Raw genomic sequence first — 22,171 nt, forward strand, 5'->3', positions numbered from 1 at the left:
GATGCGTCACATCGACACTATGGCCATCGTCAAAGTGACGTGAACGAGCTATGATAGATAGCGTCAAATAGACGAAAAGGCGGTGCCGCTGCGCACCCCGCCGTCTTCGCAGAGACCGTCCGCAAGGACTTTCCGCAGAGAAGAGAGGGTGCGTGTCGTGACCACCGCCCAGCCCCTGGACGTCCAGCCGACCCCGCTGGCGCTGCTCCTCCTCGGCCGCGAGGCCGACCCCAGGAGCGAGCGCGGCGTGGAGTGCCCCGGTGACCTGCCGGCGCCCTCCGACCCGGACCTGGTCGAGCGCGCCCGCGCCGCCAAGGCCAGGCTGGGCGACAGGGTCTTCGTCCTGGGGCACCACTACCAGCGCGACGAGGTCATCGAGTTCGCGGACGTCACCGGCGACTCCTTCAAGCTCGCGCGGGACGCCGCGGCCCGGCCGGACGCCGAGTACATCGTCTTCTGCGGTGTGCACTTCATGGCGGAGTCGGCCGACATCCTCACCGGCGACGACCAGCAGGTGATCCTCCCCGACCTGGCCGCGGGCTGCTCGATGGCCGACATGGCCACCGCCGAGCAGGTCGCCGAGTGCTGGGACGTGCTCACCGAGGCGGGCATCGCCGAGCGGGTGGTGCCGGTGTCGTACATGAACTCCTCGGCGGACATCAAGGCGTTCACCGGCCGGCACGGCGGCACCATCTGCACCTCCTCCAACGCGAAGCGGGCGCTGGAGTGGGCCTTCCAGCAGGGCGAGCAGGTCCTCTTCCTGCCCGACCAGCACCTCGGCCGGAACAGCGCCGTGCGGGACCTGGGCATGTCGCTCGACGACTGCGTGGTCTACAACCCGCACAAGCCGAACGGCGGTCTGACGGCGGAGGAGCTGCGGGCCGCGAAGATGATCCTTTGGCGGGGCCACTGCTCGGTCCACGGCCGCTTCTCACTGGAGTCGGTGGAGGACGTCCGCGCCCGGATACCCGGCGTGAACGTGCTGGTCCACCCGGAGTGCAAGCACGAGGTCGTGGCGGCGGCCGACGAGGTCGGCTCGACCGAGTACATCATCAAGGCCCTGGAGGCGGCCCCGGCCGGCTCCAAGTGGGCCATCGGCACCGAGCTGAACCTCGTCCGCCGGCTGGCCAACCGCTTCGCGCCCGAGGGCAAGGAGATCGTCTTCCTCGACAAGACGGTCTGCTTCTGCTCGACGATGAACCGCATCGACCTGCCGCACCTGGTGTGGGCGCTGGAGTCGCTGGCGGACGGCAAGGTCGTCAACCGCATCCGGGTCGACGAGGAGACCGAGCACTTCGCCAAGCTGGCGCTGGAGCGGATGCTGGCGCTGCCGTAGCGCGGCGACGCGGCGGTACGGCGAGCGGGGCGGTCCTACGGGGGTGGGCCGCCCCGCGGCCGTGCCGGGGTCGCGGCAAGGATTGACGCATTCATGACATGCGTTCCCGCGCCTCCCCGTGAGAGACGCCCTGAACAGCAGAAACAAGACCCCGCGCCCCTTTCGCTTTCTGGTTCCGGCGGGGGAACCTCGTGGCCGGGGAAGACCCGCAGGCAGGACACGACCAGGCGCTGCCGGGCAGACGGGCGAGGAGGCGGAGGACCGTGAACACCACCACTGGTGACGACCGTGCGGCGGACTCGGGGACGGGCGGTGCGGGCGACTGGTACGTCGACGGGCGCTGCACCGACTGCGATGTGGCACGGCAGCTCGCGCCGGGGCTGATCGAGCAGATCGGCGGCCGGTCCGAAGTGGTCCGGCAGCCGCACGGGGCGGCGGAGGAACGGCTGCTGGCCGCGGCGGCGTTCGCCTGTCCGACGCGGTCGGTGCGGCGGACCGGCGGCCGGGTGGCGGCGGAGCTGGACCCGTTCCCGCTGCGGCTGGACGACGCGGTGAGCTTCTGCGGGCACAACTCGCCGCACACCGCCGGGGCCAACGCCTATCTGCTGCGCCGGCCGGACGGGACGCAGATGATGATCGACACCCCGCGGTTCGCCGAGGCGCTGGCCGTCCGCTTCGAGGCGGCCGGGGCGGTGACCGACGTACTGCTCACGCACCGGGACCACGCCGCGCACGGCCGCCGCTACGCCGACCGCTTCGGCGCCCGGCTGTGGATCCACGAGGGGGATCTGGCGGCGGCGCCGGACGCGGACCGGGTGCTGCGGGGCACCGGACCCACGGACGTCGGCCCGGGCGTGGTGGCCCATCCGCTGCCCGGCCACACCGAGGGCAGCGTGCTGTACGTCGCGGACGAGCGGTACTGCTTCAGCGGCGACAGCTTCTACTGGTCGCGGTCCACCGGCGACGTCGAGGTGGCGGAGAGCGTCACCTGGTACTCCGTCACCGAGCTGGCCGCGTCGCTGGAGCGGACGGTGGCACGGCTCCGCTTCCGGTGGCTGCTGCCCGGGCACGGGGACCGCGCGCATCTTCCGGAGGACGAAATGGCGCGGCGGATGCGGGAGTTGGCCGCCCGCACCCGGGCGCTGCGGCCGCGGCCGGTGGACTTCACCGCGGTGCGGTGGTGAACGGGCGGGGCAGTGGGTGAACGGGCGGGGCGGCCGGGTCAGGGCCGGACGGGTGCGGTGCCCGCCTCCAGGTCCAGGCTCAGCAGGTCGACGACGTCCCGCAGGTCGCCGCGGCGGCGATAGGCGGCGCGCTGCCGCTCCGCGCCGCCGCCGCGCTGCCGCAGGCGCTGCCACACCCAGCGGACGAAGGGCAGTTCACCGGCCTCCTCCAGGAGCGGTGCGGCCCGGCCGATGAGGCGGGCGGCCAGGTCGACGGCGGGCCGCAGGCGGCCGGTGGTCAGGTCCAGGCCGGAGCCGGACAGGCCGTCGCGGGCGGCCCGCCAGTGCGCGGCCCGCAGCAGTGCGTCGTCGACCTCGGGGGCGGGCCGGCCCCGGCGGACGTCGGCCAGGAGGGTGCCGGCCAGCGCGCGGGTCAGGGCGGCGACGAGCAGGACGGTGTCCAGGTCCGCGTTGACGTCGGGGACGCGCACCTCCAGCGTCGGCCAGCGTTCGGAGGGGCGGGCGTACCAGTAGACGAGTTTGCGGTCGAGCAGCATGCCGGAGGCGACGAGGGTGTCGACGAAGGTGTCGTAGGCCGTCGCGTCCCGGAACAGCGGCGTGGGGCCGGCGTGCGGCCAACGACCGAAATGGAGCACGCGCCAGCCGGCGAATCCGCTGTCCCGGCCGTCCTGGAAGGGCGAGTTGGCGGCGAGCGCCTGCAGCGTCGGCAGCCAGGGCCGCAGGTGGTTGCAGAGCTGTACGGCCTCCTCGCGCCCCGGTACGGCTACATGGACATGACATGCACAGACGCCGGTGTTGCGGTCGCCGGTGACGAGCGGGGCGTAGTAGTCGGCCATCCGCCGGTAGCGCGCGTTGTCGGCGATCTCCGGTGGGCCGGGGAAGGGGATGACCGGCGTGCCGGACGCCACCACCTTGCAGTCGGCCTCGGCCGCGGCGGCGACCAGGTCCGCGCGCAGCGCGCCGAGCTGCTGCCGCAGGTCCTCCAGGGTGGTGACGGGCGGGGTGCGGGTCTCGACCGTGGTGGTGAAGAGTTCGGCGCCGATGTGGTCGCGGAAGTCGGCGCGGGTGCGGGCGATGACGTCGGGGGCACGGGCGACGGTGGCCCGCGTGACCCGGTCGGCGAGGAAGAACTCCTCCTCGACGCCGAGCGTCGGCAGGGCCCCGGAGGAGGGACGCCCGCACCCGGTGTCGGGGCGGGGCGTCGGGACTCTCTTGCCTTCCGGCTCTAACAGCACGATGCGACAACCTTCCGGGCGGGGCGGTCAACTCGCCGATACTGCGCGCCTGATGATAAGGGCGCCCATGGGCGACACGGTGGTACGCGTCGGCGTACCGGGCACCGCAGCGGCGCGTTCCGGCCACCCCGTCCGCCGGGGCGCGCCGGGCGGCCGGCGGTGCCGTCGGGACGCGCGGGCGCCGGCCCCGGACGTGCGGATTCCGGGCCCCCGACGCACGGATCCCCCGCGGCCGCCGGGTGCGGTCGCGGGGGATCCGGGGGTGGTGCGGGGCGGGCGTCAGACGCCGGCCGGCTCCGGCGTGCGGTCGGTGTCGGCGGGGGCCGCCGGGCCGTCGTCCTTCCCGGCCCGCCGGGCCGCCTTCTTCGCCGCCCGGCGCTCCTTGCGGAGCTCGATGATCGCGTAGAGCGTCGGGACGAGGAGCAGGGTGAGCAGGGTCGAGGTGATCAGACCGCCGATCACGACCACGGCCAGCGGCTGGGAGATGAAACCGCCGTCACCGGTGACCGACAGCGCCATCGGCAGCAGCGCCATGATCGTGGCCAGCGCCGTCATCAGGATCGGGCGCAGCCGGTGCCGGCCGCCCTCGACGACCGCCTCGACCACGCCGTACCCCTTGGCCCGGTACTGGTTGATCAGGTCGATCAGGACGATGGCGTTGGTGACCACGATGCCGATCAGCATCAGCATGCCGATCATGGCGGGGACGCCCATCGGGGTGCCGGTGGCGACCAGCAGGCCGAGCGCACCGGTCGCCGCGAACGGGATCGAGATCAGCAGGATCAGCGGCTGGACGATGGACCGGAAGGTGCCCACCAGCAGCAGGAAGACGATCGCGATGGCCGCCAGCATGGCCAGGCCGAGCTTGCCGAACGCGTCGGTCTGGTCCTGCGAGACACCGCCGACGGTGGCGGTGGCGCCGGCCGGCAGCTTCAGCGACTTGATCTCGCTCTGCAGCTTGGCGGAGACCGCGCCGGTGTTGTCGCCGGTCGGCTTGGCGGTGACGGTCGCCGAGCGGGCGCCGTCGATCCGGGTCATCTGGACCGGTCCGGCCACGGTCTTGACGGTGGCCAGGTCGCCGAGCCGGGCCGTCCCGGACGGGGTCGGCAGCGGCAGGTCCTTCAACTGGGCCTCGGTGGTGGCCGGGTGGGCCGACCTGATCACCACGTCACGCTCGGTGTCGTCGAGCACGGCCTTGCCGCTGGGGGTGCCGTTCACCGCCTGGGCGACGGCCGCGCCGAGCGTGGCCTGGTTGTAACCGGCCGCGGCGGCCTTGTCGTTGGGCGTCACGGAGATCCGCGGGACGCTCTGCGCCAGGTCGCTCTGGACGTCGGTGACGTGGTCCAGGCCCGCGACGGCCTTGCGGACCTGCTCGCTGGCCTGCTTCAGCACCTCGGCGTCACCGGCCTTGACCACCACGCTGAGGTTCTGGTTGCCGAAGCCGCCGCCGCCCGCGCCGACGGAGGTGTCGCCGGCGGCCGGGCCGAGCTTCGCCAGCTCGGCGCGGAGGTGCTCGGTGACCTTGTCGGAGTCGGCGGAGCTCTTGAGCCTGACCTGGTAGCTGGCCTGGTTGGCGCCGGAGCCGCCGCCGAAGGCCGCCATCATCCCGGAGGAGCCGACGGTGACCTGGTAGTCCTGCACGTCCTTGTCGGCCGCGAGCACCTTCTCGACCCGCTTGGCCTGCGCGTCGGCCGCGCCCAGGCTGGTGCCGGGCGTCAGCTCCTGCTTGATGCTCAGGGTGTCCTGCTTGCCCTGGTCGAAGAAGGTGGTCTTCAGCAGCGGCGCCATCCCGAAGGTGCCCAGGAGGATCACCACGGCGATCAGCACGCTGAGCGCGCGGCGGCGGGTGGCGAACCGCAGCACCGGGACGTAGAGCCGCTGCAGCGCGCTGCGGGTCTCCTTCTCCTCGGCCTTGCGGCGCAGCTCCTCGGGGTCGGTGCCCGCGGGGATCTTCGGGGCGCGCAGGAACCAGTACGACAGCACCGGCACCACGGTCAGCGAGACCAGCAGTGAGGAGAGCAGGGCGACGGTGACGGTGATGGAGAAGGAGCCGAAGAGGGCGCCGACCATGCCGCCGACCACGCCGATCGGGAGGAAGACCGCGACGGTGGTCAGGGTCGAGGAGGTGATCGCGCCGGAGACCTCCTTGACGGCCTTGAGGATGGCCTCGCGGCGCTCCTCGCCGTATCCCAGGTGCCGCTTGATGTTCTCCAGGACGACGATCGAGTCGTCCACGACCCGGCCGATCGCGATGGTCAGACCGCCCAGGGTGAGCATGTTCAGGGACAGGTCGCCGGTCCACAGCACGATCAGGGTGATGACCACGGACAGCGGGATGGAGACCGCGGTGACCAGCGTCGAGCGCAGGCTCAGCAGGAAGACCAGGATCACGACCACGGCCATGACCAGGCCCAGCAGGCCCTCGGTGGTCAGCGACTCGATGGACTTGGAGACCTGCGGGCCCTGGTCGGAGGCGACGGTGACATGGGCGCCCTCGCCCAGGTCCTTGCGGATGCCGTCCAGCTTGCCCTTGACCGCGTCGGAGATGGCGACCGCGCTGCCGTCCTGGTTCATCGTCACGGTGACCGAGAGGCTGGGCCGGCCGTCGGTGCGGGTGATCGAGGTCGGGGTGGCCGAGGTCTCCGCGACGGTGGCGACGTCACCGAGCCGGACCGGCTTGCCGCCCTGGCCGCCGCCCATCGCACCGGCCGCCGGGGTGACCATCAGGTCCTTGATCTGCTGGACAGAGGTGAAGCCGGCGCCGACCTGCACGGTCCTGCTGCGGCCGTCCTCGGCGAAGGCGCCGGCCGGGACGGCGGTGCCGCCGGCCTGCAGCGCCTGGCCGAGCGCGGCGGAGTTCAGGCCCGCGGCGGCCAGCTTCTTCTCGTCGGGGGTCACCGCGACGATCCGGTCCTGCACACCGCTGACGTTGACCTGGCCGACGCCGTCGATGTTCTTCAGGTCCGGGACGACGGTGCGGTTGAGCTGGTCGGCGAGGGTCTGCTGGTCCTTGGTGGTGGAGGACACCGCGAGGACGACGGTGGGCAGGTCGTCCGTGCCACCGGAGACCACCTGCGGGTCCACGTCCTTGGGCAGCTTCGCCCGGGCCCGGTTGACGGCCTGCTGGACGTCGGCGACCAGGCGCTTCGCGTCGTTGCCGTAGTCGAACTGCGCCATCAGCACGCCCGAGCCCTCGCTCGACGTGGAGGTGACGCTCTTGATGCCGTTGACCGCCTGGATTCCGTTCTCCAGCGGCTCGATCACCTGCTTCTCGACGACGTCGGGCGCGGCGCCCTGGTAGGGGGCGATCACGGAGACCATCGGCAGGTCGATGGAGGGCAGGAGCTGCTGCTTGAGCTGCGGGATCGCGATGGCGCCGAAGGCGATCGCGACGATCGACATCAGCGCTATCAGGCCCCGCTGTACGAGGCTGATACGGGACAGCCAGGACATGGGTAGGGGTCTCTCTTCTGTTCAGAAAAGCGGGATTCGAGGGCTGGGCACACCGGCGGGAGCCGTGCCCGGCACCTGCGGCAGGGCCGACACCGGCCCACCTACACCCTCCGCCACGGCCGGAGCGGTTTTCGTCGCTCGCAGGTCGGTTTCCGGCCGCGGCCCGTACCGCGTCCGCAGTACGGCCGGCTCCACCCGCCCTGCACCCCTGGGCGTACGGGCGGCTGCGCCCGCTCAGTGCGCCCGCGGGCGGACCAGTCCCGACTCGTAGGCGATGACGACCAGTTGGGCCCGGTCGCGGGCGCCGAGCTTGGCCATCGCACGGTTGACGTGCGTCTTGACGGTGAGCGGGCTGACGTCGAGCCGCTCGGCGATCTCGTCGTTCGACAGCCCGCCGGCGACCAGCACCAGCACCTCGCGCTCCCGGCCGGTGAGCGTGGCCAGCCGCTCGGCGCCGGCGCCGCCGGGTCCCTGGGCCGCGCCGTCGCCCTGCGCCAGGAACTCGGCGATCAGGCCCTTGGTGGCGGCGGGCGAGAGCAGCGCCTCGCCGCCGTCCGCGATCCGGATCGCGTGCAGCAGCTCGTCCGGTTCGGCGCCCTTGCCCAGGAAGCCGCTGGCACCGGCCCGCAGCGACTGCACGACGTAGTCGTCGACCTCGAAGGTGGTGAGGATGACCACCTTGACGCCGGTCAGCTCCGGGTCCCGGGTGATCAGGCGGGTGGCGGCCAGCCCGTCGGTGCCGGGCATCCGGATGTCCATCAGGACGACGTCCGGGCGCTCCCGGCGGGCGAGTTCGTACGCCTGCGCCCCGTCGGACGCCTCGCCCACCACCCGCATGTCCGGCTCGGAGTCGACGAGGATGCGGAACGCGCTGCGCAGCAGTGTCTGGTCGTCGGCCAGCAGCACCTTGATGGTCATCCCGTCGCCCTCACGCTCGTGTCGTCCCGCCGGTGCGCGCGCCGCCCAGGGGCAGGGTGACCCGCACCTGGAAGCCGCCGGTCGCGCGGGGGCCGGTGACGACCGTGCCGCGCAGCGCCTGGACGCGCTCGCGCATCCCGATCAGACCATGGCCGCCGCCGGACTCCGGCACGGCCCCCTCCCCCGGGCCGGCGCCCCGGCCGTCGTCCTGGACGGTCACCGTCAGCGCGCCCTCGGTCCGCAGGATCCGCACCGTGGCGCGGGCTCCGTCGCCGGCGTGCTTGCGGACGTTGGTCAGCGCCTCCTGGACGACCCGGTAGGCGGTCAGGTCCACCGAGGCGGGCAGGGCCGGCTGCGGGCCGGGCGGCAGGTCCAGGGCGACCGGCAGGCCGGCCCGGACGAACCCGTCGACCAGCTGGTCCAGGACGCCGAGGCCGGGCGCCGGCTCGGTGGGCGCCGTCGGGTCGTCGGACTGGCGCAGCAGGCCGACCGTGGCACGCAGCTCCTCCAGCGCCGACCGGGACGCCTCCCGGACGTGTGCCAGGGCCTGTTTTGCCTGGTCGGGGCGGTTGTCCATGACGTGCGAGGCGACCCCGGCCTGGACGTTGACCAGGGCGATGTGGTGGGCGACCACGTCGTGCAGCTCGCGGGCGATGCGCAGCCGCTCCTCGGCGACCCGGCGGCGGGCCTCCTCCTCGCGGGTGCGTTCGGCGCGCTCGGCGCGCTCGCGGATGGCGTCGACGTAGGCGCGGCGGCTGCGGACCGCGTCGCCGGCGGCCGCCGCCATGCCCGTCCAGGCCAGGATCGCGAGGTTCTCCTGGGCGTACCAGGCGCGGTGCCCGAAGAACATCGCGGCGGCGGTCAGCACCACGCTGGTGAGCGCGCCGATCCGCCAGGTGGTGGGCCGGTCGGTGCGGGAGGCCACGGTGAACAGGGCGATCACCGCCGCGCCGGCGACCGGGGCGCGCGGGTCGTCGGACTGGACGACCAGTTCGACGACGGTCAGCGCGCCGGTCGCGGCCAGCACCGTGCGGGGCAGCCGCCGGCGCAGCACCAGCGCGCCGCAGGCGAGGGCGGCGAGCACCACGGTGGTGGCGGTGAGCTCGCGGACCCCGAAGCGGGGGAAGTGGGCGCCGTGCGGGCCGTGCGGCCCGGCCACCGCGCCGCAGAGGATCGCGACGAAGACCACCACCGCCACGGCGGCGTCGAACGCGAGCCGGTGCGTCGTGTGCCACTGGCGGAGCCGGGCGACGCGGGTGACGTCCTGGGCGGCGACATCACCGTGGCGCACGGCGCAGGCGCCCGGGGCGGTGGCTGGCGACGGGTTCACAGGGAGAAACGGTAGCGCCCCGGTCCCCCAACGGGGCCGGGGCGCTGTCCGTAGTGCGCTGGGTCGTGCGGGTGCGGCCGCGGGCTCAGCCCGGGATCAGCCCGTCGTCGCTGAGCATCTCCCGGACCTCCTCCAGACTGGCGTCCGGGGAGGGCAGGATCAGCTCGGAGGGTTCCAGGGCGTCGTCCGGCAGCGGGGTGCCGAGGCGGCGGACGGAGTCCAGCAGGGCCCCCAGGGTGCGCCGGAATCCGGCTTCGTCACCGCTCTCCATCTCGGCGAGCAGTTCGTCGTCCAGCTTGTTGAGCTCGATGAAGTGGGCGTCATCCAGCTTCACCTGCCCCTCCCCCATGATCCGTACGATCACGACGGTCTCCCTTGTTCCGGTCGGGCGGGGTCGCGGCTGCGGCGGCGGGCCGTCCTCGCGGGCGGTCCGCCGCCGTCGGTCACTGCTTGTCGAGACGCGGGTGCTGCTGCGGCGGCGCCTGCTGGGCGGCGCCGCCTTGGCCGCCCTCGATGGCCTGCTGCTGCGCGGACGGGCCGCCCGCCAGCTCGGCCTTCATCCGCTGCAGCTCCAGCTCGACGTCGCTGCCGCCGGAGAGCCGGTCCAGCTCGGCCGTGATGTCGTCCTTGGCCATGCCCGACGGGTCGTCCAGCGCGCCGGAGGCCATCAGCTCGTCGATGGCACCGGCCCGGGCCTGCAGCTGCGCGGTGCGGTCCTCGGCGCGCTGGATGGCCAGGCCGACGTCGCCCATCTCCTCGGAGATGCCGGAGAACGCCTCGCCGATCCGGGTCTGCGCCTGGGCGGCGGTGTACGTGGCCTTGATCGTCTCCTTCTTCGTGCGGAAGGCGTCGACCTTGGCCTGGAGCCGCTGCGCGGCGAGCGTCAGCTTCTCCTCCTCGCCCTGGAGCGTCTGGTGCTGCGTCTCCAGGTCGGTGACCTGCTGCTGCAGCGCGCTGCGCCGGGTCAGGGCCTCGCGGGCCAGGTCCTCGCGGCCGAGCGCCAGCGCCTTGCGGCCCTGGTCCTCCAGCTTGGTGGACTGGCCCTGGAGCTGGTTGAGCTGAAGCTCCAGGCGCTTGCGGGAGGTCGCCACGTCGGCGACGCCGCGGCGCACCTTCTGCAGCAGTTCGAGCTGCTTCTGGTACGAGTAGTCGAGGGTCTCGCGCGGGTCTTCGGCCCGGTCAAGGGCCTTGTTGGCCTTCGCGCGGAAGATCATCCCCATCCGCTTCATGACACCATCGCTCATGGGCCTCGCGCGCCCCCTTCTGACCGACTTGCATCGGGCTTAGGCTCCAGCACATCTACAGACCCCACAGTACGGGCCCTGGTTCCATTACCGCACTGTTCGGGCCCGGATGCGCTCCTCCTCCAGGACGATCAGACCGTCCGGCTTCTCCAGCCCAGGGAGTAGAGCGCCCCCGAGGTGCCACCGCACCGCCCGGTCCGTCCCCTTATGCCCCCACGGGGAGGGCGGTGCCGTTGTCGGATCGTTCCCCGTCGACCTGTGGCTCATTCGCGGCGAGCACGTACTCTTGGGTGTTGTGTTCCGAAGCCGTTCGAAGGATGAGCAGGCCGCGGCCGCCAAGGTGACCGCGTCCCAGCCCCAGCAGCCCCGCGACCCGCAGGCCCCCAAGGGTCGCCCGACGCCCAAGCGCAGCGACGCCCAGTCGCAGCGCCGCACGCGCGCACACACACCGACCAACCGCAAGGACGCCATGAAGGCGCAGCGGGAGGCCCGGCGCGCCGACCTGGCCCGTCAGCGCGAGGCGCTGGCCAACGGCGACGAGCGCTATCTTCCCGTGCGCGACAAGGGCCCGTTGCGCCGCTTCGCCCGGGACTACGTCGACTCCCGGTGGTGCGCGGCGGAGTTCTTCCTGCCGGTGGCCGTGATCATCCTGGTGCTGACGATGATCCGGGTGCCGCAGATCCAGTCCCTGGCGCTGCTGCTGTGGCTGGTGATCATCGTGCTGATCGTGCTGGACTCCGTGCTGATCTGGTTCCGGCTGGGCAAGGTGCTCCAGCAGCGCTTCCCCAAGGAAAACCTCAAGGGCGTCCGCGCCTACGCGGTGATGCGCACGCTCCAGATGCGCCGGCTGCGGCTGCCCAAGCCGCAGGTCAAGCGCGGCCAGCGCCCCTGATCCAGGGCGGCTCGGGACGACGGGGGCCGGCCGTGCCGGCCCCCACCGCTGCTGTCTTCACTCATTCCTCGTCGGCGTGCAGGCTCATCGGCCCGGCGTAGATCTCCGTACCGTCCTCGAAGAGCCGGACCTGGTCGACGCCGCCGTCGCGCAGGTCGCGCCACTGCTCCCCGATCCAGGACTCGGCGTCCCCCTGGGTCGTGAACTCCTCCGGTTCCACGGTGGGCACCGCCTCCGAACCGTCCGTCTTCTCGAACCGCCACGTCCACGCCATGTGCGCCTCCTGGAGTCCCACCGGGTCCGCCGGGTCCGCCGATCCCACCGCGTGCGCCGGATGCCCCGCGCCGCGCCGTGCCTGCTGATCGTGCTTCCCCGCTTGATCGGAAGCCTAACGGCCGTGTCGAGGGGTGCTCCGCGCGCTCCGGGCGACGGTGTCCGCAGGCGCCCCGCCGCGCTGGCGCGGGCCGGACGCGAGAGACTTACCCGGGTGGACCTGACTCTCCTCGGCACCGGCGCCCCGTTGGGGCTGCCGCGTCCCGACTGCCCGTGTGCCGCCTGCGCGACCGCCGTCGGCGACGAGGCGCGGGCGGCGACCGCCCTGCTCGTCGACGGCGCGCTGCTGCTCGACCTGACCCCGGGCCCGGCCTTCGCGGCCGCCCGCGCGGGCCGGTCGCTCACCGGTGTGCGGCAGGTCCTGCTCTCCCACCCGCACGACGGGCCGGCCCTGGAGGTGCCGGCCGGGCTGCCGCAGCCGGGCCGGGTGGCCGACGGGCGGAAGCTGGCACTGCTCGACGGGCACCGGGTGCGGGCGGTCGCGGTGGACGTGCCCGGCACCGGCTACGAGATCACCGGCGGCGACGGCGAGCGGCTGCTGTACCTTCCGCCCGGCGCGGCGCCGGCCGGGCTCGACGAGGCCGGGAACGGCCCGTCCGGGACGCCCCCGGCGCCGTACGACCTGGTGCTGCTGGACGTGCTGGCGCGGCCGGAGGCGCTGGCCCGGCTGCGGGCGGGCGGCGCGGTGGACGCGGCGACCGACGTGGTCGCGGTGCACCTGGACCACAACGTGCCGCCCGGGCCCGAACTCCACCGGCGGCTGGCGGCGCTGGGCGCCCGCACGGTGGCGGACGGCAGCACGCTGGTCGTCGGCGAGTACCACGCGGTGCCCGATCTGCCGCGCCGGACGCTGGTGCTGGGCGGGGCGCGCAGCGGCAAGTCGGTGGAGGCCGAGCGGCGGCTGCTGGCGTTCCCCGAGGTGGTGTACGTGGCCACCGGCGGCACCCGGGAGGGCGACGAGGACTGGGCGCTGCGGGTGGCGCTGCACCGCGAGCGGCGCCCGGCGGGCTGGCGGACCGTCGAGACCTGCGACCTGGTGCCGCTGCTGGCGGAGCCCGCGACCGCGCCGCCGCTGCTCGTCGACTGCCTGGCGCTGTGGCTGACGCACGCCATGGACGAGGCCGGGGCGTGGGACGACGCGGTGTGGGAGGCGGACGGCCGGCGGGCGCTGCGGGAGCGCTGCGAAGCCCTGGTGGCGGCCGTGCGGGAGACCCGGCGGCGGGTGGTGGCGGTGAGCAACGAGGTCGGTTCGGGGGTGGTCCCGGCGACCCCGGCGGGCCGCCGCTTCCGGGACGAACTCGGGCGGCTGAACGCCGCGTTCGGCGCGGAGTGCGAGCAGCTGCTGCTGGTGGTCGCCGGCCAGGCGCTTGCGCTGCGCGGCTGACAACGGCCCGGCGCGGCCCGTGTCCGCTTGCCCGGGGGGACGCCGGCGGGTCCGCTGGGACCGTGACCGAACTCTCCCGGCATCGCGGGTGCACCTGCACCTCCCCCTTCCGGCGCCGCCGTTCGCGGCACGGCGCCTCCGGCCGTCCCGGGCGGGACGACCGCAGCGGTCCCGGCGAACTGAGCGCCCCCGCCGAGGCGGCCGTCCGCGGCTATCTGGCGCGCCGCCCGGAAGCCACCGTGGTGGTCCTCGGCGAGGGCCCGGGAACCGGCTTCCGGCGGCTGGACAACGGGCGGCTGACCTGGCTCTCGGTGCTGCCGCCCGGGGACGCGGCGGCCCGCCGGATGCTGCTGCCGGACGGCCCCCGGCGGCGCACCGTCGGCCGCCCGGGAACCGGTGCCGGCTGGCCGGCCCTGGTGGGCACGGTGGAGCGCGGGGTGGTCGTGGCGGTGCCGGGGGCGCCCGCGGGGCTGCCGGCGGGCGCGGTACGGGATCTGCTCGCGGTGTGCGCGGCGCGGTTCCCCGGCGGGGCGCTGGTCCTGGACGCGCTGCCCTGGCGGGCGGTGGCGGCCGTGTTCCTGACGGTCCGCCACCATCGGGGCGTCGCCGCGGTGCACGCCCGGCCCCTGCCGCCCCGCCGGCCGTCCGGACCGGCCCGGCCGGGGCGGCGGTGGCTGCCGTGGACGGCGGTGTGCGAGGTGCACTTCGCCGCCGCGCAGGCCGCCTGACGGCCCGTCGGCACCGCGCGGGCGCGCCCGGGTGCGGCGCCGTCCCCGGCGCACGCCCCGCCGGCGCGCCGTTGCCGGTAATCTGCGCCCAATGAGCGCCCTGAACCTCGATGACTTCGCCCAACTGATCGAGCGCCCCGACGGCGATGTCCGCCGCGCCGCCGAGGAGCGGCGGGCCCGGACGGCCGTGCCGCCCGGCGCGCTGGGGCGGCTGGACGACCTCGGCGGCTGGCTCGCCGCCGTCCAGCAGCAGGTGCCGGTGCGGCCCGTCGAGCGGCCGCGGGCGCTGCTGTTCGCGGGCGACCACGGCGTCGCGCGGCTGGGCGTCTCGGCCCGGCCGGCCGGCGGCACCCGCGACCTGGTGCGGGCCGTCCTGGACGGGGCGAGCCCGGCCGCGGTGCTGGCCCGCTCCGCCGGGGTGCCGGTGCGGGTGGTCGACATGGCGGTGGACTGCGACCCGGCGGAGCTGCCGGCGGAGGTCACCCGGCACCGCGTGCGCCGCGGCTCGGGGCGGATCGACGTCGAGGACGCGCTGACCCTCACGGAGGCCGAGGCGGCGTTCCGGGCCGGTGTGGCGATCGCCGACGAGGAGGCGGACGCCGGCACCGACCTGGTCGTGCTGGGCGATCTGAGCGTGGGCGGCACCACCGCGGCGGGCACCCTGATCGCCGCGCTGTGCGGGACGGACGCCTCGGTCGTCACCGGACGCGGCGGCCGGCCGATCGACGACCTGGCCTGGATGCGCAAGTGCGCGGCGATCCGGGACGCGCTGCGCCGGGCCCGGCCGGTCCTCGGCGACCAGCTGGAGCTGCTGGCGACCGTCGGCGGCGCCGACCTCACCGCGGCCACCGGCTTCCTGTTGCAGTGCGCGGTCCGCCGCACCCCGGTGATCCTGGACGGTGTGGTGTCCGCGGCCTGTGCGCTGGTGGCGCAGCGGGTGGCGTTCCGGGCGCCGGACTGGTGGGTGGCGGGACAGGCGAGCGGCGAACCCGCGCAGGCCAAGGCGCTGGACCGGATCGCGCTCAACCCTCTGCTCGATCACGGCGTCACAGCGGGCGAGGGGACCGGGGCACTGCTGGCGCTGCCGCTGGTACGGGCGGCCGCCGCCCTGGCGGCGGAGCTCCCGGTGCACGACTGACACCACCGGGCGCGCCCGCGCACCGCCCGTCCGCGACGGCACCCGGCCGGCCCGGCGACGGCTCCCCGTAAGATCGCTTTTGCACGTTTTTTCGGGAGAGATCGCTTTGAGTCCGGAGGAAGACCTCCCCCGCGGCCGGTGGGCACGCCGCGGTGCCGCGTTCGGCGTCTGGTACCTGCGCGCCGTCGCCCTCGTGAACGTCCTCGGGGCGGTGTGGGTGTCGCTCGGCAACGACATCCGGCGCCACAACGCCGCGGACCTCTTCACCCCGTACCTGCTCACCGCGGGCTTCGCCTCGGCCGCGTTCTCGCTGTTCCTGGCGGTGACGCTGCGGCGGCGGAAGCGGGCGGCGTGGATCCTGAACGTGGTGCTGTCCGGGCTCTTCCTATTGCTGGTCGCCGTGTTGATGACACTCGACCCGGATTACCGGGCGCGGCCGCAGAACTGGGTCTCGCTGGCGCTGACGCTGGCGTTCACGGCGTCCCTGCTGGCCGGGCGCCGGGAGTTCTACGCCCGGGGCGACCGGGCCAACCCGAAGCTGGCGGCACTCACCGCGGCCGGCGGGCTGCTGGTCGCCTCGCTGCTGGCGGCCCTGCTGGTGACGCTCACCAACGCGCCCGGTGCGAGCACCGTTCCCCGAGCTCTCAACTCCGTTCGAGCAGGGGAGGCCCCCTTCACCGGAGCGGCTGCCGCCGCGCAGTCCGCCGACGCCTCGACGTTCGCCGAGCGCTGGCGGTACGGCCTGCTGCGGCTGGTCTCGCTCGCCGCCGACGACCGCGGATTCCCCGGGATCGCCACCCCGAACTGGGTCAACGGCACCATCAACGTGCTCAGCGCGGTGCTGCTGGCGGCCGTGCTGTGGGCCGCGTTCCGGTCCGTGCGCACCATCGACCCGATCACCGCGGACGACGCGGAGCGGCTGCGCGGGCTGCTGGACCGGCACGGCGACCGGGACTCGCTGGGGTACTTCGCGCTGCGCGGGGACAAGAGCGCGGTGTTCTCCCCCAGCGGCAAGGCGGCGGTGACGTACCGGGTGGTCGGCGGGGTCTCGTTGGCCTCCGCCGATCCACTGGGCGACCCGGAGGCGTGGCCGGGGGCGATCGACCGATGGCTGGCCGAGGCCCGGGAGCACGGCTGGGCACCCGCGGTGATCGGCGCGAGCGAGGAGGGCGGCACGATCTACGCCCGGCACGGGCTGGACGCGCTGGAGCTGGGCGACGAGGCGATAGTGGAGACCGCGGAGTTCACCCTGGGCGGCCGGGCCATGCGCAGCGTGCGGCAGGCGTACCACCGCGTGCAAAGGGCCGGCTACGCCGTCCGTATCCGGCGGCACGCGGACATCCCCGCGGACGAGATGGCGCACCTGGTGCGCCTGGTGGATGACTGGCGCGACGGGGACACCGAGCGGGGCTTCTCGATGGCGCTGGGACGGCTGGGCGACCGCTCGGACGGCCGCTGCGTGATGCTCGAATGCACCGACGCCGAGGGCCGGTTGCGGGCCCTGTTGAGCTTCGTCCCATGGGGGACCGAGGGGTTGTCGCTGGACCTGATGCGGCGCGACCGGGACTCCGACAACGGGCTCGTGGAGTTCATGGTGCTGGAGCTGATCCAGCGCGCGGACGAGGTGGGGATCACTCGGCTCTCGCTCAACTTCGCGATGTTCCGCTCCGTCTTCGAACGGGGGTCGCGGCTCGGCGCGGGCCCGGTGCTGCGGTTGTGGCGCTCCCTGCTCGGCTTCTTCTCCCGGTGGTGGCAAATCGAATCGCTCTATCGCGCCAACGCGAAATACCGGCCCGTCTGGGAACCTCGTTACATGCTCTTCGAGAAGAGCACCGACGTGCTGCGGATCGGCCTGGCCGCCGCCCGCGCCGAGGGCTTCCTCGAAGCGCCCGGGCTGCCGAAGTGGCTGAACCGCAAGCAGCTGGAGAAGGGCAGATGAGCGCCCCCGGCAGAGGGCGGGGGACGGCGTCCGGCATACGACGCGCGGTCCGCGCCGAGTGGGGCCGGCTGCTGTGGACGGTGTGGCCCGCGCTGGTGGCCCGCCGGCTCCGGGCGATCCCGCTGACCCTGACCGCGGTGTGCCTGACTCTGACCTTCCACTTCGTCCAGAAGCAGTCCTGGGGCTACCACGCCGTCCAGGACATCGGCTCGGTCCAGGCGTACGAGCACCTGTGGCTGGCGCTGCTGCGCACCCCGCTGTCGCTGTTCGTACCGGCCCTGGACCTGCCGGTGTGGGGCGCGCTGGCGCAGATCCTGGTGGTCTTCGGGATCGCCGAGATCTGCCTGGGCCGGTGGCAGACGCTGCTGGTCGCCTACACGGCCACGCTCGCGGGAACGATGTACGCCCGGATCGGCCTGTGGATCGGCCCGGACAGCCCGATCGGGCTGCCGGACTCCGACAAGTTCGTCGTCGACACCGGCCCGTCGGCGGCCGTGGTCGGCCTGGCGGTGGTCGTCTGCTGGCGCTACCGGGCCCGTCTGACCTGCGCCGCGGTGGTCGTGGCGATGGTCGTCGAGGTGGTGTTCATCAAGAACAACCTGGCGGGCAAGGAGCACGTCGCGGCGGTGCTGGTGGTGCTGGCGCTGTGCATGGCATGGGACTGGTGGCGGCCGCTCAAGCCGTACGACGCCCAGTACACCCGGGGCCGGGGCCACGCCTGGTGACCTGCCCCGGACCGGCGGGCCGCCCGGCGTCCCCGGGTACGCTGCCGCGGTGACCGACACCGCCCCCTCCCCCGCCTCGCCCCTCGACGGGCTCCGCTTCGCGTTCGGCACGCTGACCGTGCTGCCGGTGCGGGTGCCCCGCTGGGACCGGGCCGCGGCGCGCGGCGGGATGCTGTGCGCGCCGGTGGCCGGGCTGGTGGTCGGCCTGTGCGCGGCGGCGCTCGGCGGGGTGCTGCTGCTCGGCGGCGGCCCGCTGCTGGCCGCGACCGGCAGCGCCGCGGTGCCCGCGGTGCTCACCCGCGGCCTGCACCTGGACGGGCTCGCGGACACCGCGGACGGCCTGGGCAGCGCCCGGCCGGCCGAGGAGGCGCTGCGCATCATGAAGCGGTCCGACATCGGGCCGTTCGGCGTCATCACCCTGCTGTTCACGCTGCTCGCCCAAGTGGCGGCGCTGTCCGGGCTGTACGCGGCGGGCTGGGCGGCCGGCGCCGCCGGGGCGGTCGTGGCGGCGGTCACCGCCCGCGGCGCGCTGACCCTGGCCTCCCGGGCGGGGGTGCCGGCGGCCCGGCCGGAGGGGCTGGGCGCGGCGGTCGCCGGGACCGTCCCGGTGCCGGCCGCGGCGGGCTGCGCGGCGCTGGTGGCGGCCGGCTGCGCGGCGTTCGGCGCGGCGGCCGGCGGCCCGTACGGCGCGCTGCACGCGGGCGCGGCCGCGCTGCTGGGGCTGGCCGGCGGGGAACTGCTGCTGCGGCACTGCCGGCGGCGGTTCGGCGGGGTGACCGGCGATGTCTTCGGCGCGCTGGCCGAGTGCGCCGGGCTCACCGCGTTGGTACTGCTCACTCTTGGCTGAACACCACCGGGACCGACGTCAACCCCCTTGCCTCCCGGGCGAGTTGCGGGGAACGTCCGGATGCGGGCGACGCCCCGTCAGGTGCCGGTGCCGTAACCGGCCGGGCCGGGCGGCGCCACCGAGCGTAGGCTCGGCCGCAGCAGCGCGTACGCGCGAAACGGATTCCCCGGACGGAACAGGACTTTCATCACCGTGACTGCACTGACCCTCAGTACTTCTTCCGCCGCAACGGTGCGTGCGGATGCCGTCGTCGTCGGCGCGGCGAAGGGCGCCAAGGGCGTCGTGGTCGCCCCCGGCGCCGAGGCCGTGGACAAGGCGTTCGGCGGCAAGCTCGCCGCCGTGCTGGAGACCCTCGGCGCGAGTGGCGCCGAGGGCGAGGTGACCAAGCTCCCCGCGGCCGACGGCATCAAGGCACCGGTCGTGCTGGCGGTCGGCCTGGGCGACGCCCCGGCCAAGGGCGAGTCCTACGACCACGAGGCGCTGCGCCGCGCGGCGGGCAGCGCGGCCCGGGCGCTGACCGGCACCAAGAAGGCCGCCTTCGCGCTGCCGGTCGAGCACGCCGGGGCGGCCGCCGCGGTGGGCGAGGGCGCTCTGCTGGGCGCGTACGCCTTCACCGCCTTCCGCGGCGACGGCGGGAACGGCAAGGCCGCCAAGGGCCGCAAGGCGGACGCCAAGTCGGCGCCGCTGGGCGAGGCCACCGTCCTCGGCGGCAAGCCGCGGGACAAGGAGTTCAAGGCCGCCGCGGAGCGCGCCCAGGTGCTGGCCTCGGAGATCAACCGCGCCCGCGACCTGATCAACACCCCGTCCAACGCGCTGGACCCCAAGCAGTTCGCGGCGCACGCCCAGGCCGCCGCCAAGGAGTTCGGCCTGACCGTCGAGGTACTGGACGAGAAGGCGCTCAAGAAGGGCGGCTACGGCGGTCTGATGGGCGTCGGCCAGGGCTCGGAGGCGCCGCCGCGGCTGGTGCGGATCGCGCACACGCACGCGGACGCGGAGCGGACGCTGGCGCTGGTCGGCAAGGGCATCACCTACGACTCCGGCGGCATCTCGCTGAAGCCGGCCGGCCACAACGAGACCATGAAGTGCGACATGAGCGGCGCCGCCGCGGTGTTCGCCGCGGTCGTGGCCGCCGCCCGGCTGGACCTCCCGGTGAACGTCACCGGCTGGCTGGCGCTCGCCGAGAACATGCCGTCCGGCGCCGCCACCCGCCCCGGCGACGTCCTGACCATGTACAGCGGCAAGACCGTCGAGGTGCTCAACACCGACGCCGAGGGCCGGCTCGTCCTGGCCGACGCGCTGACCCGGGCCTCCGAGGAGTCGCCGGACGCGATCGTGGACGTGGCGACGCTCACCGGCGCGATGGTGCTGGCGCTGGGCCACCGCCACTTCGGGATCATGGCCAACGACGACGCCTTCCGCACCTCGATCCACGAGATCGCCGAGGAGGTCGGCGAGGACTCCTGGCCGATGCCGATGCCCGGCCACCTCCGCAAGGGCATGGACTCCCCGGTCGCCGACCTCGCCAACATGGGCGAGCGGATGGGCGGCGGCCTGGTCGCCGGCCTCTTCCTGAAGGAGTTCGTCGGCGAGGGCATCCCCTGGGCGCACCTGGACATCGCCGGCCCGGCCTTCCACGAGGGCGGACCCTGGGGCTACACCCCCAAGGGCGGCACCGGTTCCTCGGTCCGCACCCTGGTGCGGCTGGCCGAGCGGACCGCCGAGGGCGACCTGGGCTGACCCGGGCCGGTCGGCCCGGTCGGAGGTGCGGCACGGCCCCGGGCGGCGCCCGGGGCCGTCGTAGGCTTGCCACGACGTGTTCGCCCTCGACGAAATCCGCCCACCCGTCACCCACCCCCCTTCCCAGGTGGCGCTACGCGCCGCCGTACCTGTTCGTGCGGTCCACCGACCCCGACGAGGCGGCTGATCGGCCGTCCACAGCCCGGCCCCGCGTCCCGCCTTCGTGGAACAAGTGCGAAGATGGGTTCTCGGCAGGACAGGGCCCCCCTTACCCAGGGCCGAGTTAAAGCGGCCGAACAACAGCCGCGGACCGGTCACCGAAGACCGGCTCCGGCGCACCCATGCATGGAGGACGTGACGTGGCGAACGACGCCAGCACCGTTTTCGACCTAGTGATCCTCGGTGGCGGCAGCGGCGGTTACGCCGCCGCTCTGCGCGGGGCGCAGCTGGGTCTCGACGTCGCCCTGATCGAGAAGGGCAAGGTCGGCGGCACCTGCCTGCACAACGGCTGCATCCCCACGAAGGCTCTGCTGCACGCCGGCGAGATCGCGGACCAGGCTCGTGAGAGCGAGCAGTTCGGTGTCAAGGCCACCTTCGAGGGCATCGACATCGACGCGGTCCACAAGTACAAGGACGAGGTCATCTCGGGCCTGTACAAGGGCCTGCAGGGTCTGATCGCCTCGCGCAAGGTGACCTACATCGAGGGCGAGGGCCGGCTGTCCTCCCCGACCTCGGTCGCGGTCGACGGCCGGCAGGTCCAGGGCCGTCACGTCCTGCTCGCGACCGGCTCCGTGCCGAAGTCGCTGCCGGGCCTGGAGATCGACGGCAACCGCATCATCTCCTCGGACCACGCGCTCACGCTCGACCGCGTCCCGAAGTCCGCGATCATCCTGGGCGGCGGCGTGATCGGCGTCGAGTTCGCCTCGGCGTGGAAGTCCTTCGGCACCGACGTCACCGTCGTCGAGGGCCTCAAGCACCTCGTCCCGGTCGAGGACGAGAACAGCTCCAAGCTGCTGGAGCGGGCCTTCCGCAAGCGGGGCATCAAGTTCAACCTCGGCACCTTCTTCGACAAGGCCGAGTACACCGCCGACGGCGTCAAGGTCACCCTCGCCGACGGCAAGACCTTCGAGGCCGAGGTGCTGCTGGTCGCCATCGGCCGCGGTCCGGTCTCCGCCGGTCTCGGCTACGAGGAGCAGGGCGTCGCGATGGACCGCGGCTACGTCCTGGTCGACGAGTACATGCAGACCAACGTGCCGACCATCTCGGCCGTCGGCGACCTCGTCCCCACCCTCCAGCTCGCCCACGTCGGCTTCGCCGAGGGCATGCTGGTGGCGGAGCGGCTGGCCGGCCAGAAGGTCGTCCCGATCGACTACGACGGCGTCCCGCGCGTCACGTACTGCCACCCCGAGGTCGCGTCGGTGGGCATCACCGAGGCCAAGGCCAAGGAGCTGTACGGCGCGGACAAGGTCGTGGCGCTGAAGTACAACCTTGCGGGCAACGGCAAGAGCAAGATCCTCAAGACCGCGGGCGAGATCAAGCTCGTCCAGGTCAAGGACGGTGCCGTGGTCGGCGTCCACATGGTCGGTGACCGTATGGGCGAGCAGGTCGGCGAGGCCCAGCTGGTCTACAACTGGGAGGCCCTGCCGGCCGAGGTTGCGCAGCTCATCCACGCGCACCCCACGCAGAACGAGGCGCTCGGCGAGGCCCACCTGGCCCTGGCCGGCAAGCCCCTCCACTCCCACGACTGA

General features: G+C 73.8%; 18 protein-coding genes. 11 read left to right on the plus strand and 7 right to left on the minus strand.

Features of this window, described 5'->3' with window-relative positions; genetic code table 11:
• Positions 1–157: 157 nt before the first annotated feature.
• Positions 158–1,336: a quinolinate synthase NadA gene (gene nadA / locus K2224_RS26420; RefSeq protein WP_221908991.1), complete on the plus strand. Its 1,179-nt coding sequence runs from the start codon at positions 158–160 to the stop codon at positions 1,334–1,336.
• A 263-nt stretch (positions 1,337–1,599) separates the two neighbouring features.
• A complete protein-coding gene (locus K2224_RS26425; protein ID WP_221908992.1) occupies positions 1,600–2,520 on the plus strand; it encodes a 4Fe-4S domain-containing protein in 921 nt (306 codons plus the stop codon).
• A 38-nt stretch (positions 2,521–2,558) separates the two neighbouring features.
• On the opposite strand, the gene K2224_RS26430 is transcribed toward K2224_RS26425, so the two are convergent.
• From K2224_RS26430 to K2224_RS26455, 6 genes are all read right to left on the minus strand, one after another.
• Positions 2,559–3,755 carry a glutamate--cysteine ligase gene (locus K2224_RS26430; protein ID WP_260693317.1) on the minus strand — a complete coding sequence of 399 codons (1,197 nt, stop codon included), beginning with the start codon at positions 3,753–3,755 and terminating at the stop codon, positions 2,559–2,561.
• 279 nt (positions 3,756–4,034) lie between these two features.
• Positions 4,035–7,208 carry an efflux RND transporter permease subunit gene (locus K2224_RS26435; RefSeq protein WP_221908993.1) on the minus strand — a complete coding sequence of 1,058 codons (3,174 nt, stop codon included), beginning with the start codon at positions 7,206–7,208 and terminating at the stop codon, positions 4,035–4,037.
• Positions 7,209–7,442: 234 nt separating this feature from the next.
• Positions 7,443–8,126 (minus strand): response regulator transcription factor, encoded by a 684-nt coding sequence (locus K2224_RS26440; RefSeq protein ID WP_221908994.1) that lies wholly within the window; start codon positions 8,124–8,126, stop codon positions 7,443–7,445.
• 10 nt (positions 8,127–8,136) lie between these two features.
• The gene (locus tag K2224_RS26445; RefSeq protein ID WP_221909937.1) at positions 8,137–9,417 is read right to left on the minus strand and encodes a sensor histidine kinase; all 1,281 of its coding nucleotides are present in this window, start codon (positions 9,415–9,417) and stop codon (positions 8,137–8,139) included.
• A 124-nt stretch (positions 9,418–9,541) separates the two neighbouring features.
• Complete coding sequence (locus K2224_RS26450; protein WP_221908995.1) at positions 9,542–9,820, minus strand: PspA-associated protein PspAA; 279 nt, start codon at positions 9,818–9,820, stop codon at positions 9,542–9,544.
• Positions 9,821–9,899: 79 nt separating this feature from the next.
• The gene (locus K2224_RS26455; RefSeq protein ID WP_221909938.1) at positions 9,900–10,685 is read right to left on the minus strand and encodes a PspA/IM30 family protein; all 786 of its coding nucleotides are present in this window, start codon (positions 10,683–10,685) and stop codon (positions 9,900–9,902) included.
• Between the two features lie 310 nt (positions 10,686–10,995).
• On the opposite strand from K2224_RS26455, the gene K2224_RS26460 reads away from it, so the two are divergent.
• Positions 10,996–11,592, plus strand: a complete 597-nt coding sequence (locus K2224_RS26460) for a DUF3043 domain-containing protein (protein WP_221908996.1) — start codon at positions 10,996–10,998, stop codon at positions 11,590–11,592.
• A 61-nt stretch (positions 11,593–11,653) separates the two neighbouring features.
• Here K2224_RS26460 and K2224_RS26465 read toward each other — a convergent pair whose 3' ends face one another.
• On the minus strand, positions 11,654–11,866 hold the full coding sequence (locus K2224_RS26465) for a hypothetical protein (RefSeq protein ID WP_221908997.1): 213 nt from the start codon (positions 11,864–11,866) through the stop codon (positions 11,654–11,656).
• Between the two features lie 213 nt (positions 11,867–12,079).
• On the opposite strand from K2224_RS26465, the gene K2224_RS26470 reads away from it, so the two are divergent.
• The 8 genes from K2224_RS26470 to lpdA all read left to right on the plus strand — a co-directional run bounded on the left by K2224_RS26470 (position 12,080) and on the right by lpdA (position 22,171).
• Complete coding sequence (locus tag K2224_RS26470) at positions 12,080–13,309, plus strand: bifunctional adenosylcobinamide kinase/adenosylcobinamide-phosphate guanylyltransferase (protein ID WP_221908998.1); 1,230 nt, start codon at positions 12,080–12,082, stop codon at positions 13,307–13,309.
• 62 nt (positions 13,310–13,371) lie between these two features.
• Entirely contained in the window at positions 13,372–14,037 is a 666-nt protein-coding gene (locus tag K2224_RS26475; protein ID WP_221908999.1) for a class I SAM-dependent methyltransferase, read from the plus strand.
• Between the two features lie 91 nt (positions 14,038–14,128).
• Positions 14,129–15,175, plus strand: coding sequence for a nicotinate-nucleotide--dimethylbenzimidazole phosphoribosyltransferase (gene cobT / locus K2224_RS26480; protein WP_221909000.1), 1,047 nt, complete (start codon positions 14,129–14,131; stop codon positions 15,173–15,175).
• Positions 15,176–15,281: 106 nt separating this feature from the next.
• Complete coding sequence (locus tag K2224_RS26485) at positions 15,282–17,114, plus strand: phosphatidylglycerol lysyltransferase domain-containing protein (protein ID WP_221909001.1); 1,833 nt, start codon at positions 15,282–15,284, stop codon at positions 17,112–17,114.
• The gene (locus tag K2224_RS26490) at positions 17,111–17,839 is read left to right on the plus strand and encodes a hypothetical protein (RefSeq protein ID WP_221909002.1); all 729 of its coding nucleotides are present in this window, start codon (positions 17,111–17,113) and stop codon (positions 17,837–17,839) included. The genes K2224_RS26485 and K2224_RS26490 overlap by 4 nt, the downstream gene beginning before the upstream one ends.
• Positions 17,840–17,888: 49 nt before the next feature.
• Positions 17,889–18,686 carry an adenosylcobinamide-GDP ribazoletransferase gene (locus K2224_RS26495; RefSeq protein ID WP_221909003.1) on the plus strand — a complete coding sequence of 266 codons (798 nt, stop codon included), beginning with the start codon at positions 17,889–17,891 and terminating at the stop codon, positions 18,684–18,686.
• Between the two features lie 192 nt (positions 18,687–18,878).
• Entirely contained in the window at positions 18,879–20,423 is a 1,545-nt protein-coding gene (locus tag K2224_RS26500) for a leucyl aminopeptidase (RefSeq protein ID WP_221909004.1), read from the plus strand.
• A gap of 359 nt (positions 20,424–20,782) precedes the next feature.
• Positions 20,783–22,171: a dihydrolipoyl dehydrogenase gene (lpdA, locus tag K2224_RS26505; protein WP_221909005.1), complete on the plus strand. Its 1,389-nt coding sequence runs from the start codon at positions 20,783–20,785 to the stop codon at positions 22,169–22,171.

Origin of the sequence: Streptomyces sp. BHT-5-2, assembly GCF_019774615.1 — a bacterium.
GTDB lineage: Bacteria > Actinomycetota > Actinomycetes > Streptomycetales > Streptomycetaceae > Streptomyces.